We start from the raw sequence: 13,519 nt of genomic DNA, 5'->3' as shown, positions 1-13,519 counted from the left end.
TTCGCGAAGTCCGACGAGATCATGGCCCGCAATTCGCGCCGTGCCGTGCGGGCGCCGCGCATCATGTCCCGATACTATGGTTCCATTCTGGGATTGCTTGTTGCGCGCGGGTTCGCTAACCCCCGCACGCCGGTGCGCCTGAACAAGGTTGCCAAGCTGGCCATTGTGCTGCGCTACGGCCTGTTCTGATCCCAAAACCTCTTTCCAAAAGCCTCTCACCCAATCGTCCGATGCAAAGAGTTGCCCATATCGTTGGTGCGGGAATCTCAGGCCTGTCGGCCGCCGTGAGGCTCGCGAATGCGAACTTCAAGGTCCGCGTCTATGAGGCCACGCAGCAGGCGGGCGGGCGCTGCCGTTCCTACTTCGATGCTGCAACCAATTTGACCATCGATAACGGTAACCATCTTCTGCTGTCGGGTAACCATCACGCTTTGGCTTACGCCAGGTCGATCGGCACCGAAGCGGGGCTGGTGGGTCCGAAGCGTGCCCAGTTTCCCTTTGTCGATCTGGCGACCGGCAAACGCTGGCAGCTCGATCTCGGCGATAGCCGCCTGCCGTTATGGTTATTTGATCCGCAGCGGCGGGTGCCGGACACTTCGGTAAGCGACTATCTGGCGCTGATGCCATTGATCTGGTCGTCGCCGTCGCGATTAGTCGGCGATGCCATTCCCTGCAAGGGGACGCTGTACCAGCGCCTGGTGCAGCCGCTGCTGCTGGCCGCGCTCAACGTTGATCCGCCGGTCGGTTCGGCGGGCCTCGCGGGTGCCATCGTGCGGGAAACGCTGCTTGCGGGCGGACAGGCCTGCCGGCCGCTGATCGCGCGCGAGGGCCTGAGCGCCGTGCTGGTCGAGCCGGCGATCAAGCTGTTGCAGGACAAAGGCGCCGACGTCCGCTTTGGCTGGGAATTGCGCGGCTTTGGCAGCGCGGCCGGCCAGGTCAATGAGCTCAACTTCGGCGATGAGAAGGTCGCGCTTGCGCCCTCCGACGTGGTCGTCTTGGCGGTGCCGCCGCGGTCCGCGTCCTCGCTGCTGCCGGGCCTGAAGACGCCGACGAAATTCAAGGCGATTGTGAACGGCCATTTCCGCTTCGACCCGCCCAAGGGCGCTCCTGCGATCCTGGGGGTCGTGGGAGGGCTGGTGGAGTGGGTGTTCGCGTTCCCCCAGCGCCTGTCGATCACCATCAGCGGCGCCGACCGGCTCGTCGACATGCCGCGTGAGGAACTGGCCCAGGCGCTCTGGCGCGACGTCTGCCAGGCGACCGGGGTCTCGGGCGAGTTGCCCCCTTGGCAGATCGTGCGGGAGCGCCGTGCCACATTTGAGGCGACCCCCGAACAGAACGCCCTGCGGCCGGGGGCCAAAACCGCCTTCAAAAACCTGTTTCTTGCCGGCGACTGGACTGATACGGGGTTGCCGGCCACCATCGAAGGGTCGGTGCGGTCGGGTGACCGCGCGGCCGATCTCGTCCTCGCCATGGCCTGAACCGGGCCCGGCGCGGAACCGCCGGCGCGGCCAAAAGACAGTGCAATGAATAAAGGGATGTCGGGCATTATGCCTTCCGCGACCAACACAGCCGCAATCGATGATGTGGATGGGCTCGAGGCGAGCATTCGCTCGGCGACGCAGGCGCTGCTCGGTTTTCGGCAGTCCGACGGCCACTGGGTCTTTGAGCTCGAGGCCGACTGCACGATTCCAGCGGAGTATGTGCTACTCCGGCATTATCTCGCCGAGCCGGTCGATGCCGTGCTGGAAGCCAAGATTGCCCGGTATCTCAGGCGCATTCAGGGCGCCCATGGCGGCTGGCCGCTGGTCCATGACGGCGCCTTCGATATGAGCGCGAGCGTCAAGGCCTACTTTGCCCTGAAGATGATCGGCGATTCCATCGACGCCCCGCATATGGTGCGAGCGCGCGAGGCGATCCATGCGCGCGGCGGCGCGAGCAAGAGCAACGTTTTCACGCGGTTCATGTTTGCGCTGTTCGGCGTGACGACCTGGCGCGCAACGCCGGTCTTGCCGGTCGAGATCACGTTGCTGCCGATGTGGTCGCCGTTCCATCTGAACAAGATTTCCTATTGGGCGCGGACCACGCTGGTGCCGCTGCTGGTGCTGGCGGCGCTAAAGCCGCGAGCCAAGAATCCCAAGTGCGTCGGGATCGACGAACTGTTCCTCGAAGACCCGCGCTCGGTCGGGATGGTGTCGAAGGCGCCGCACCAGAGCTGGAGCTGGTTCCTCCTGTTCGACACGCTGGATCGCATATTGCGCCTGATCGAGCCGCTGTTTCCCAAGCGCCTGCGCGCACGCGCGATCGAGGCGGCCGTGGCCTTCACCGAGGAGCGGCTGAATGGCGAGGACGGGGTCGGAGCGATCTTCCCGCCGATGGCCAACGCGGTCATGATGTATGACGCGCTTGGCAAAGGCGCGGACTATCCGCCGCGCGCCACCCAGCGGCGGGGGCTCGACAAGCTCCTGGTGATCGGTGAGGACGAGGCCTATTGCCAGCCCTGCGTCTCGCCGGTCTGGGACACGGCGCTGACCTGCCATGCGTTGCTCGAAGCGGGGAGCGATGAGGCGGTCGGGCCGGCCAAACAGGGCCTGGACTGGCTGCTGCCGCGACAGGTTCTGGACGTCAAAGGGGACTGGGCGGTCAAGGCGCCGAACACCCGTCCCGGCGGTTGGGCGTTCCAGTACAACAATGCCCATTACCCCGACCTCGACGACACCGCCGTCGTCGTGATGGCCATGGATCGCGCCCGTCACGGCGTCGCCAACCCCGCCTATGACGCGGCGATCGCCCGTGGGCGCGAGTGGATCGAGGGTATGCAGAGCAGGGACGGGGGGTGGGCCGCCTTCGACGTCAACAACCTCGAATATTACCTGAACAACATTCCGTTCTCCGATCACGGGGCCTTGCTGGACCCGCCGACCGAAGACGTCACCGCCCGCTGCATCTCCATGCTCGCCCAATTGGGGGAAACCGCCGGGAATCCGGCCGTGGCGGCCGGGATTGACTACCTGCGCCGGACCCAGCTGGCGGAGGGGTCCTGGTACGGCCGCTGGGGCCTGAATTATATTTACGGCACCTGGTCGGTGCTGTGCGCGCTGAATGCCGCTGGCGTGGCGCACGGCGATCCAATGGTCCGCAAGGCGGCGGACTGGCTGGTGTCAATCCAGAATGCCGATGGCGGCTGGGGGGAGGATGCCTCCAGCTACCGACTCGACTATAAGAAATTCGACGGCAAATATGACGGCGGCCCGTCGACAGCCTCGCAAACGGCATGGGCCTTGCTTGGCCTGATGGCGGCGGGCGAGGTCGAAAATCCGGCCGTTGCCCGTGGTGTCGCGTATCTTATGACCACACAGACCGAAAAGGGCTTGTGGGATGAGCAGCGCTATACCGCTACAGGCTTTCCTCGGGTATTTTATCTGCGCTATCATGGTTATTCGAAATTCTTTCCGCTCTGGGCGTTGGCGCGGTACCGGAATTTGCGAAAGACCAACAGCAGGGTGGTAGGGGTCGGGATGTGAAGTTGGGGGCAGGGGTAAGAACGTCCGTGGGTAAGGTGGACCCGCGGCCGGTGCTCATTGTGACTGGTCTGATTCAGGAGGCCCGGATCGCATCCGGCCCCGGGATGACCGTTATTTGCAGCAGTAGCGATCCGCAGCAGTTGCGCGCGCTGCTCACCGTGTTCGATCCGACGACGATCAAGGGCGTCATCAGCTTCGGCGTGGCCGGGGGCCTCGATCCGTCGCTGAAGTCGGGCGACGTGGTGGTGGCGACCGAAGTGCTGGCGGGCGATGCCCGCTGGCTGGCCGGCCTTTCCTTGAACGATGATCTGATCGCCAGCGTCGGGCTCGGGCGCCGGCGTATTGTCAGGGGACGCCTGGCCGGCGCCGAGCAGGTGGTGGCCGCCCGTCACCTCAAGGAGGCGCTGCACCTGGAAACCGGCGCCGCCGCGGTCGACATGGAAAGCCATATTGCGGCGGAATATGCCGCCAACGCCGGGCTGCCGTTCGCCGCGCTGCGCGTGGTCAGCGACCCGGCCCATCGCGCCTTGCCGCAGGTGGCAATGGCCGCGATCAAGCCGGATGGCGGTGTCGACCTGCGTCAGATCGTGCGCAGCGTTGCGCGTAATCCGCGAACGCTGCACGATCTCGTCACCACCGGGCTCGATTTCAATCGCGCCCTGCGATCCTTACGCGGCTGTCGAAGCTTTCTGCTCGGCAGCGAGGGCCTCGTCACGGCGGATCTCTGAGAGCCGCTTCTGCACTTCCGCCGAGAAGATGTACTGGGCCGGCCGCTGCTGGCTCAGATCGATTTCCGGCGCCATCGGGCCGGAGGTGCGGACGCCGCTGAGCGCAACCTTGAGCGCCTTGAACGGATTCTTGAAGGCATCGGTCGCAGCCGTCGGCTCGTAACCGCAGTGGGCCATACAGTCGGCGCACTTCTCATACTTGCCGGTGCCGTACGTATCCCAGTCCGTGGTGTCCATCAGCTCCTTGAAGGTCTTGGCGTAGCCTTCGCCGAGCAGATAGCAGGGCTTCTGCCAGCCGAAAATGTTGCGGGCGGGCATGCCCCAGGGCGTGCACTCGTAGTTCTGATTGCCGGCCAGGAAGTCCAGGAACAGGCTGGAATGCATGAAGTTCCACTTCTTGCCCTTGCCGCGCGCAAACACGTCGCGGAACAGGTTCTTGGTCTTGGTGCGGTTGAGGAAGTGCTCCTGGTCGGGCGCGCGCTCATAAGCATAGCCCGGCGACATCGAGACGCCGACCCCAAGCTCGACCGTGAAGTCGAGGAACTTGGCGATGTCCTCGGCCGAATGGCCGTCGAAGATCGTGGCGTTGACGTTGACGGTGAAGCCTTTGGCCTTGGCGGCCTTGATCGCCGAGACAGCGCGATCGAACACGCCTTCCTGCGACACAGCCTTGTCGTGATGGTCCTTCAGGCCATCGAGATGCACCGAGAAAAACAGGTATGGCGAGGGCTCGAACAAATGCAGCTTCTTCTCGAGCAGCAGCGCGTTGGTGCAGAGCGAGACGAACTTCTTGCGCGCCACGAGGCCGCGTACGATTTCGCCGATGTCCTTGTGAATCAGCGGCTCGCCGCCGGGAATCGCAACCATTGGTGCGCCGCATTCATCGGCCGCGTCCCAGCATTCCTGCGGGGTCATCCGGCGATTGAGGATCGCATCGGGATAATCGATCTTGCCGCAGCCGACGCAGGCCAGGTTGCAGCGGAACAGCGGCTCCAGCATCAGCACCAGCGGATAGCGCTTGCGGCCCATCAGCTTCTGCTTCATCAGATAACCGCCGATGCGAATTTCCTTGAAGAACGGTATTGCCATTACAAGCTTTCTTTCTGCAGTCAGGTGTTAATCAGCTTGCCGTCAACTCGGCCGGCAGCCTGAATTCGATATTTTCCTCGCGGCCCGGGAGGACTGAAACAGCGACGGGGCCAATCCGCTTCAAAGCCTCGATCACGTCGTCGACCAGAACCTCCGGTGCCGACGCGCCGGCGGTGATTCCGACGGCCTTGGCATCCTTCAGCCACTCCGGGTTCAACTCGCTGCCGTCGGCGATCAGGTAACTGGCGACGCCCACTTCAGTCCCGATCTCGCGCAATCTGTTCGAGTTGGAACTATTGGCCGCGCCCACGACCAGAATAACGTCAACGAGCTTGCTGAGGTCCCTTACCGCAGATTGGCGGTTCTGTGTCGCATAGCAGATATCCCGTGTGTCCGGGCCTTGAATATCTGTAAAACGCTCGTGAAGGGCCGCGATAATGTCCTTGGTATCGTCGACGCTGAGCGTGGTCTGGGTGATGTAGGCGACCGGGGTGTCGGCCGGCAGTTCCAGCGCGGCGACGTCATCCACGTTCTGAACCAGCAGGACGGGTCCGGGAACCTGGCCCATGGTGCCCTCGACCTCGGGGTGACCGGCATGCCCGATCAGGATCAGCGACCGGCCTTTGGACATGTAGCGCTTGCCCTGATTATGGACCTTGGTGACCAGCGGGCAGGTGGCGTTGAGGACGGGCAGGCCACGCGCTGCGGCCTCCTCTTCGACGCTACGCGCGACGCCATGGGCGCTGAACACCGTGACGGCGAGCGGCGGTACTTCCGAAAGGTCCTCGACGAAGATCGCGCCCTTGTTTTTGAGGCTTTCGACCACGTACTTGTTGTGCACGATCTCGTGCCGAACGTAGACGGGCGGGCCATATTTCTCGAGCGCGCGCTCGACGATCTCGATCGCGCGCACCACGCCTGCGCAAAACCCGCGGGGTTGTGCCAGATAGACTTCCATTGGACGGCCGTTACGCAAGTTCAACTATCCCCGTTTTGCTGTTCGATGCGGCGCTGCTGGGCCGCTGAGAAAGGATGCGAATGTTGGGATTGGACCACCAGATATCAACGCGTGTTTGCAACTTCCGCACCAACCTGCCGGACAGGTGCAGGGCTTTGTGTCAAAAAAAGACCAGATAGGAAAGGCGGCGACGCTCGGGCCGGAACCTCGGCTAGATATATGTGGTTCGCAGCGTTAATTTAGGTAATATAATACTCTTTTCGCATTTGCACCTATCCATCTTCTCACAGCTACGTCATTACGGCGAATTAAGGCAGCAAAGCGCGCGATGGCCCGAATTTCGCGCCTTCTAGGCCTTTTAAGGCCGACAGCCGCGGGAAAAGCGCAAAAACAACATTAGATTGGCCCGGGGAACTCCGCTAGATAGCGGGCGTTTCCGGCAGGCTGCAGACACCAGAAAGAATAGACGTGCTGACAAAGATAGTCATTTCAATTGTCCAGACCTGCACCCGGTTTGCCGCCACGACTGTTCTGATTGCTCTCGCTCTTGCGGTCGCGGCCGGCTACTATGCGGTCGAACATTTCGAAATCAATACCGACATCAACAAGCTGATTTCGCCCGATCTCGACTGGCGCAAGCGTGACATTCAATTTGAAAAGGCTTTCGATCAGGAAAGCACGATCATTGCGGTGGTGGAGGGGCCGACGCCGGAGCTGACCACCGCCGCAAGTGCGGCGCTGTTTCATAAGCTCGTGGGCGACAAGCAGCACTTCCAGTCCGTGCTGCCGCTTGGTTCGGGCGAGTTCTTTGAGAAGAACGCGTTCCTGTTTCTCCCCAAGGACCAGGTCGGCCGCCTGACCGGACAGTTCGAATCCGCAGCACCCCTGATCGAAATCATGGCGGGCGACCCGAGCATCCGCGGGCTCACCGGCGCGCTGGAGACGGTTCTGGCCGGCATCAAGCGCGGCCAGATCAAGCTCGACAGTACCGAGCGGCCTTTCAACCAGATCTCGCAGACCATCGAAGACGAGTTGAAGAACGGCAATGCCACGTTCTCCTGGCGCGAACTGGTCAGCGACAAGCCCCTGACCGACGCCGACAGGCGCAGCTTCATCGAGTTCAAGCCGATTCTCGACTTCAACGCCCTCGAGCCTGGCAAGGCGGCCACCGACGCGATCCGTCAGGCGGCGAGCGAACTCGATTTCCAGGGCCAGTATGGCGCGCGGGTCCGCCTCACCGGACCGGTGCCGATTGCCAACGAGGAGTTCGCAACGGTCGCCGACGGTGCCGTCGTCAACGGAGTAGGGACGGTCTTGGTGGTGCTGGTCATTCTGTGGCTGGCGCTGCATTCGGTCAAGATCATCTCGGCGGTGTTCGCCAACCTGTTCATCGGCCTTGCCATCACCACGGCGCTCGGCCTGATGATGGTCGGCTCGCTGAACCTGCTGTCGATTGCCTTTGCCGTTCTGTTCGTCGGCCTCGGTGTCGACTTCGGCATCCAGTTCAGCGTGCGCTATCGCTCCGAGCGCTTCAAGAGCAACGATCTCAAGACCGCGCTGACGAGCGCTGCGGAACGTTCCGCCGTTCCGCTCTCGCTCGCCGCGATGGCGACGGCCGCGGGATTTCTCTGTTTTCTGCCAACCGACTACAAAGGCGTCTCGGAGCTCGGCGAGATCGCAGGCCTCGGCATGCTGGTGGCGTTCTTCTCGAGCATCACCGTTTTGCCCGCTCTGCTCAGCCTGATTAACCCGCCGGGCGAGGACGAGCCGGTCGGCTACGCCTTTCTGGCGCCGGTCGATCATTTCCTGGAGAAGCATCGCGTCATCATCGTTGCGGGAACCCTGCTGGTCGCGGTGGCAGGATTGCCGCTGCTTTATTTCCTGCATTTCGATTTCAATCCGATGCACCTGCGCAATCCCAACGTCGAATCGATCGCGACGTTTCTCGATCTGCGAAAGGACCCGAACACCGGCGCCAACGCCATCAATGTGATGACGAATTCGGAAGCCGATGCGAAGAAGATCGAGGAAAAACTCTCCAAGCTGCCTGAAGTTCTGCGGGTGGTTTCGCTCGACAGTTTCGTGCCGGAAGACCAGCCGGAAAAACTGAAGCTGATCGCACAGGGCGCCAAGACGCTCAATCCGGCGCTCAATCCCGAATCGATCGACGAGCCGCCGTCGGATGCGGAGAACGTCGATGCCTTGAAGGGATCGGCGGAGAGCCTGCGCAAGACCGCCGGGGAAGCCAAGGGACCGGGCGCGACCGCCTCGCGCCGGCTGGCTGACGATCTGCAAAAGCTGGCCGATTCCGACCAGGCCACGCGCGAGAAGACGCAAGCGATCTTCGTCACGCCGCTGAAGATCGTGCTCGATCAGCTCAAGAACGCCTTGCAGGCCAAGCCCGTCACCCTGAACAACCTGCCGGCGGATCTCGTCAGCGGCTGGAAGACCAAGGATGGCCTGATGCGCGTCGAGGCCGAGCCGCGCGGCGATCCCAACGACAACGAAACGCTGCGCAAGTTTGCCGCCGCCGTGCTCGCCGCGGAGCCAACCGCCATCGGCGGTCCGGTATCAATTCTCAAATCCGGCGATACAATCGTGAAGGCGTTCATTCACGCCGGCTTCTGGGCGCTGCTCGTCATCAGCCTGTTGCTCTGGCTCGCGCTGCGGCGCATCACCGACGTGTTGATGACGCTGGTGCCGCTCTTGGTCGCGGGCGCCGTGACGCTCGAGATTTGCGTGCTGATCGACCTGCCGCTCAATTTCGCCAACATCGTCGCATTGCCGCTCTTGCTCGGCGTCGGCGTCGCTTTCAAGATCTATTATGTTACGGCATGGCGATCGGGCAGAACGAATCTGCTGCAGTCGAGCTTGACGCGTGCGATATTCTTCAGCGCGATGACAACGGCCACCGCGTTTGGAAGTCTGTGGCTGTCGAGCCATCCGGGCACCGCGAGCATGGGCAAGCTTTTGGCCCTGTCGCTCGTCACGACGTTGGCCGCGGTGCTGCTGTTTCAGCCGGCGCTAATGGGCAAACCGCGCCACGTCGGGGATTAGGCAGATATCGCCGATGTCGGCCGTCGTGCCGGCCTGCTTCTGACCGGCCGGCAACTTTGCCGGCGCTGCCATTGCGCCCGTAGTTTTCGGGACTACCGCAGTCTTTGCGCCCTTTGCTACACTCGCAACGGGACTCGGCGGAATGGGGCCGGCCACGCGAGTCCAGGTTTCTCCACCGCAGAGGAAGCCGAGCACGCAGCCCTGAATTTCCAGCTTGTCGGACCCCATCGGTTTGATCGTCGAGCTATACGTCTTGCCGTCCTTGGCGTTATAGACTTGGCCCTCCCACTGATCGACGCCGGCTTTCTTCTTCATGTTGATGAGGATCGGCATGCCGAGGGTGGGCCTGCTCCTTTTTGAGACATCCGGATTGTGTTCGTCGAGCCCGCCTGGTTCCTGTTCCCAGGCGACGACGCCCCACATGTTGCCGCTGCATTCGGCGACGCGGATGTGGGCGACGCCGTCCGCCACACGCCAGTCACCGGTAGGATCGGCTGCCAGCGCAGGAGCCGCACTTGTTGTGGCAAATATACCAAAAAGTATAAATGTGCGCAGAGTGGCTCGCGGGCAGTGCAACATGGTGTAACCTATGTTCAAATCGATGATCCGAAGGATGGCAAAACGCCGCATTCAGCGTTTTCAGTTGACGGATTGGGCGCTAGCAGAAGTATGTAACCGATGACATATGCCAATCTAGATCTTTCTGAGGTGTTTGTGGACCGGCAGGGGCAGCGCAGCTCCATGCACGCGCGCCATTTGAACGAGCAGCTCGTTCGGGTCCTCAAGACCATCGGATATGATGTCGGTTTTCAGAAGGGCCAAGGTCAATATCTCTACGATCGCGACGGGGTACGTTACCTCGACCTACTGAGCGGTTTTGGCGTTTTTGCGATTGGACGGAATCATCCGGCGCTGCGGCAGGCGCTCAAGAGCGTCATTGATGCCGACCTTCCTAACCTCGTGCAGCTCGATGTGTCCACGCTCGCCGGTGTGCTCGCGGAGCGGCTGCTCAAATATGTCCCATATCTGGACAAGGTGTTCTTTGCCAATTCGGGTGCCGAATGCGTCGAAGCCGCGATCAAGTTCGCCCGCGGCGCAACCGGCCGGCCCGGCATCGTCTATTGCGAACACGCCTATCACGGCCTGACCTACGGCGCGCTGTCGCTGACCGACGATTCCAATTTCCGCGGCGGTTTCCAGCCGTTGCTTCCCGGTTGCACGACCATCCCGTTCAACGATCTTGCCGCGCTCGAGCGCGCGCTGGCCTCGCGCGAGGTCGCCGCTTTCATCTTCGAGCCGATCCAGGGCAAGGGCGTGAATATGCCCACCGACGAATTCCTGCCCGGCGCGGCTGCGCTCTGCAAGAAGTACGGCACGCTCTTCGTCGCCGACGAAATCCAGACCGGCATGGGCCGCACCGGACGTTTCCTTGCGGTCGAGCACTGGAATGTCGAGCCCGACATGGTTCTGTTGTCGAAGGCGCTGTCCGGCGGTCACGTGCCGGTCGGTGCGGTGCTCACCCGCAAGAATATCTTCGACAAGATCTTCAATCAGATGGACCGCGCGGTGGTGCACGGTTCGACCTTCGCCAAGAACGATCTGGCGATGGCCGCCGGCATTGCAACGCTCGAGGTCATGAAGGCGGAGAAGCTGGTCGAGGCTGCGGCCAAGCGTGGCGCCGAACTTCGCCTTGCGCTCAACCGGATGGTGCCCGGCTACGAGCTTCTCAAGGAAGTCCGCGGCAAAGGATTGATGATCGGTCTGGAGTTCGGCTCGCCGAAGTCGCTGCGACTGAAGGCGTCGTGGAACGTGCTGGAGACCGCCAACAAGGGGCTGTTCTGCCAGCTCATCACCGTACCTTTGTTCAAGGATCACAAGATCCTGACACAGGTGTCGGGCCACGGCAGCCACACCATCAAGCTGTTGCCGCCGCTGACCATCACCGAGGACGATTGCAACTGGATCGAACAGGCATTCGACGACGTGATCGCGGCGAGCCACAAGGTGCCTGGCGCGATCTGGTCGCTCGGCAAGACGCTGGTCGACAACGCGGTGCGTAAGTCCGCTTAAGGCTTCCGTTTGAAATTGATTTTACGGCTGCGCGAGATCAGCGCGCATCCTCCAGAATCATCGTAGCCGCCTTTTCGGCAATCATCGCCGTCGGCGTGTTGGTGTTGCCGGATGTGATCGTCGGCATCACCGAGGCATCGGCAACGCGCAAGCCCGCCAGCCCATGAAAGCGCAGGCGTTCGTCGACCACGGCAAGCGGATCGTTCTGCGTGCCCATCTTGGCGGTGCCGACGGGATGAAAGATCGTGGTTCCGATACCGCCGGCGGCTTTCGCCAGCGAGGCGTCGTCATCGCCGACCGAGGGGCCCGGCAAAAATTCTTCCGGAGAGAAGCGTGCCAGCGCCGGCTGCTTCATCAGCCGCCGCGTGGTGCGGATGGCGTCGGCGGCGACCTGGCGGTCGTCATCCGTCGACAGATAGTTCGGCGCGATCGCCGGCGCCTGGTCCGGTGCCTGAGACTTGATCCGCACCGTGCCGCGCGACGTCGGTTGCAAGTTGCAGGCACTGACAGTGATGGCCGGAAAACGGTGCAGCGGATCGCCGAACTTGTCGAGCGACAGCGGCTGGACGTGAAACTGGATGTTGGCGCGGTCACGGTGCGGATCGGAGCGGGTGAAGATGCCGAGCTGCGAGGGTGCCATCGTCAAGGGGCCACGCCGGCGAAAGGCGTAGTCGAGTCCCATCAGGCCGCGCCGCATCAATGAATAATAGGTTTCGTTGAGCGTGCGCACGCCGGAGACCTTGTAGATCGCGCGCTGCTGCAAGTGGTCCTGCAAGTTGCGCCCCACACCCGGCCGGTCGACCACGCTGGTGATGCCGAGCGGGGTGAGCCATTCTGCCGGACCGATGCCGGAGCGATGCAGCACTTGCGTCGAACCGATCGAGCCGGCGCTCAGGATCACTTCGCCCTGGCTGCGGGCTTCGAAAACCTGCCCGTCCCGGGAGAACAAGACGCCCACGGCGCGACCGTTCTCGATGATGAGACGGTCGACCAGCACGTTCTTCTCAAGGCGCAGGTTGGTGCGCTTGAGCGCCGGTTTGAGGAAGCCGCGCGCCGACGACCAGCGGCGGCCGCGCTTCTGGTTGACGTGGAAATAGCCGACGCCCTCGTTGTCGCCGGTGTTGAAGTCAGCCGTCTTGCGAATACCCATTTGCGCGGCCGCATCGCCGACGGCGTCGAGGATGGCCCATGACAGCCGGGGCGCCTCGATACGCCAGCCGCCGCCCACGCCGTGATGTTCGCTCTCACCGAGAAAGTGATCTTCGAGCCGGCGAAACGCCGGCAGGACGTCGTCATAGCCCCAGCCGGTCAGGCCGAGCTGGCGCCAGTGGTCATAGTCGGCGGCCTGTCCGCGCATCGAGATCATGGCATTGATCGCCGACGAGCCGCCGATCACCTTGCCGCGCGGATAGGCCAGCGAACGGCCGTTGAGCCCGGCCTCGGGCTCGGTCCGGAACATCCAGTCCGAGCGCGGATTGCCGATGGCAAAGAGGTATCCGACCGGGATGTGAAACCAGATCCAGTTGTCGCTGCCGCCGGCTTCCAGGAGCAGGACCCGGTTTTTCGGGTTCGCCGACAGGCGGTTGGCGAGGATGCATCCGGCGGTGCCGGCGCCGACGATGATGTAGTCGAAATCGCCCTCGATCCGTGTCGTCATTTTCCCGTTTCCGCCCTTGGTTCGTGCACCCGTCACCCGGACGTTAATGGGCCGGACCAAAGTCCGGCCATTGCACTTTTGTCAATGAATAGTGCCCCGTTCTTTAGGATTCGCTTGCCGCGCCGGGCGCGATTTCGGTGTTCGCAAGCTATCGAGGCGACGTGTGATAGGAACTTCAAATTCGCCGCTAGTGTGCTAGATAAGGCTTTGATCAACCATCCAAAACCGAGTTTCCCATGCCCATCGTCAACCGCGCGGCCGACCTGCAACCCGAAATTCAGGCCTGGCGCCGCGATATCCATGAACATCCGGAACTGGGATATGAGGAAAAGCGTACGTCCAACCTGGTGGCCGAGCGGCTTCGTGCGTTCGGCTGCGATGAAGTGGTGACCGGCCTCGGCGGTACCGGCGTCGTCGGTGTCATCAAGGGACGGAAGCC

At 62.5% G+C, this 13,519-nt stretch carries 9 protein-coding genes and 2 pseudogenes; 7 read left to right on the top strand and 4 right to left on the bottom strand.

Going from position 1 to position 13,519, the window contains the following annotated elements; genetic code table 11:
• The 4 genes and pseudogenes from VFL62_RS26500 to VFL62_RS26485 all read left to right on the top strand — a co-directional run.
• A pseudogene (locus tag VFL62_RS26500) lies at window positions 1-189 on the top strand (squalene synthase HpnD); the annotation flags it as partial.
• A 41-nt stretch (window positions 190-230) separates the two neighbouring features.
• Window positions 231-1,478, top strand: a complete 1,248-nt coding sequence (hpnE, locus tag VFL62_RS26495) for a hydroxysqualene dehydroxylase HpnE (RefSeq protein WP_325175354.1) — start codon at window positions 231-233, stop codon at window positions 1,476-1,478.
• A 57-nt stretch (window positions 1,479-1,535) separates the two neighbouring features.
• The gene (shc, locus tag VFL62_RS26490) at window positions 1,536-3,521 is read left to right on the top strand and encodes a squalene--hopene cyclase (RefSeq protein WP_325175353.1); all 1,986 of its coding nucleotides are present in this window, start codon (window positions 1,536-1,538) and stop codon (window positions 3,519-3,521) included.
• Window positions 3,455-4,249 (top strand): phosphorylase, encoded by a 795-nt coding sequence (locus VFL62_RS26485; protein ID WP_325175356.1) that lies wholly within the window; start codon window positions 3,455-3,457, stop codon window positions 4,247-4,249. Before shc ends, VFL62_RS26485 begins: the two co-directional genes overlap by 67 nt.
• Here the strand turns inward: VFL62_RS26485 and hpnH are convergent.
• Both hpnH and ispH read right to left on the bottom strand, forming a co-directional pair.
• Complete coding sequence (gene hpnH, locus VFL62_RS26480; protein WP_325175352.1) at window positions 4,190-5,338, bottom strand: adenosyl-hopene transferase HpnH; 1,149 nt, start codon at window positions 5,336-5,338, stop codon at window positions 4,190-4,192. The two genes, VFL62_RS26485 and hpnH, sit on opposite strands and share 60 nt — an antisense overlap.
• Window positions 5,339-5,369: 31 nt before the next feature.
• Window positions 5,370-6,296 (bottom strand): 4-hydroxy-3-methylbut-2-enyl diphosphate reductase, encoded by a 927-nt coding sequence (ispH, locus tag VFL62_RS26475; protein ID WP_325175355.1) that lies wholly within the window; start codon window positions 6,294-6,296, stop codon window positions 5,370-5,372.
• A gap of 468 nt (window positions 6,297-6,764) precedes the next feature.
• Here ispH and VFL62_RS26470 point away from each other — a divergent pair, with 468 nt between their 5' ends.
• On the top strand, window positions 6,765-9,353 hold the full coding sequence (locus VFL62_RS26470; protein WP_325175351.1) for an MMPL family transporter: 2,589 nt from the start codon (window positions 6,765-6,767) through the stop codon (window positions 9,351-9,353).
• On the opposite strand, the gene VFL62_RS26465 is transcribed toward VFL62_RS26470, so the two are convergent.
• Entirely contained in the window at window positions 9,321-9,932 is a 612-nt protein-coding gene (locus VFL62_RS26465; protein WP_414644851.1) for a DUF2147 domain-containing protein, read from the bottom strand. The genes VFL62_RS26470 and VFL62_RS26465 overlap by 33 nt on opposite strands.
• Window positions 9,933-10,031: 99 nt before the next feature.
• Between VFL62_RS26465 and hpnO the strand changes: the two genes are divergently transcribed.
• On the top strand, window positions 10,032-11,423 hold the full coding sequence (gene hpnO / locus VFL62_RS26460) for an aminobacteriohopanetriol synthase HpnO (RefSeq protein ID WP_325175349.1): 1,392 nt from the start codon (window positions 10,032-10,034) through the stop codon (window positions 11,421-11,423).
• 37 nt (window positions 11,424-11,460) lie between these two features.
• Here hpnO and VFL62_RS26455 read toward each other — a convergent pair whose 3' ends face one another.
• A complete protein-coding gene (locus VFL62_RS26455) occupies window positions 11,461-13,080 on the bottom strand; it encodes a GMC family oxidoreductase (protein WP_325175348.1) in 1,620 nt (539 codons plus the stop codon).
• A gap of 236 nt (window positions 13,081-13,316) precedes the next feature.
• Between VFL62_RS26455 and VFL62_RS26450 the strand changes: the two are divergent.
• Window positions 13,317-13,519 (top strand): annotated as a pseudogene (locus VFL62_RS26450) (amidohydrolase); the annotation flags it as partial.

It is taken from the genome of Bradyrhizobium sp. (assembly GCF_035701725.1).
Classification (GTDB): domain Bacteria; phylum Pseudomonadota; class Alphaproteobacteria; order Rhizobiales; family Xanthobacteraceae; genus Bradyrhizobium.
Note: the sequence above shows the minus strand (reverse complement) of the source record. Positions and strands in the feature narration are given on the sequence as shown.

Coding starts and splice junctions, on each gene's coding strand:
- hpnE (WP_325175354.1), top strand. CDS start 231: ATGCAAAGAGTTGCCCATATCGTTGGTGCGGGAATCTCAGGCCTGTCG.
- shc (WP_325175353.1), top strand. CDS start 1,536: ATGTCGGGCATTATGCCTTCCGCGACCAACACAGCCGCAATCGATGAT.
- hpnH (WP_325175352.1), bottom strand. CDS start 5,338: ATGGCAATACCGTTCTTCAAGGAAATTCGCATCGGCGGTTATCTGATG.
- ispH (WP_325175355.1), bottom strand. CDS start 6,296: ATGGAAGTCTATCTGGCACAACCCCGCGGGTTTTGCGCAGGCGTGGTG.
- VFL62_RS26465 (WP_414644851.1), bottom strand. CDS start 9,932: ATGTTGCACTGCCCGCGAGCCACTCTGCGCACATTTATACTTTTTGGT.
- hpnO (WP_325175349.1), top strand. CDS start 10,032: ATGACATATGCCAATCTAGATCTTTCTGAGGTGTTTGTGGACCGGCAG.
- VFL62_RS26455 (WP_325175348.1), bottom strand. CDS start 13,080: ATGACGACACGGATCGAGGGCGATTTCGACTACATCATCGTCGGCGCC.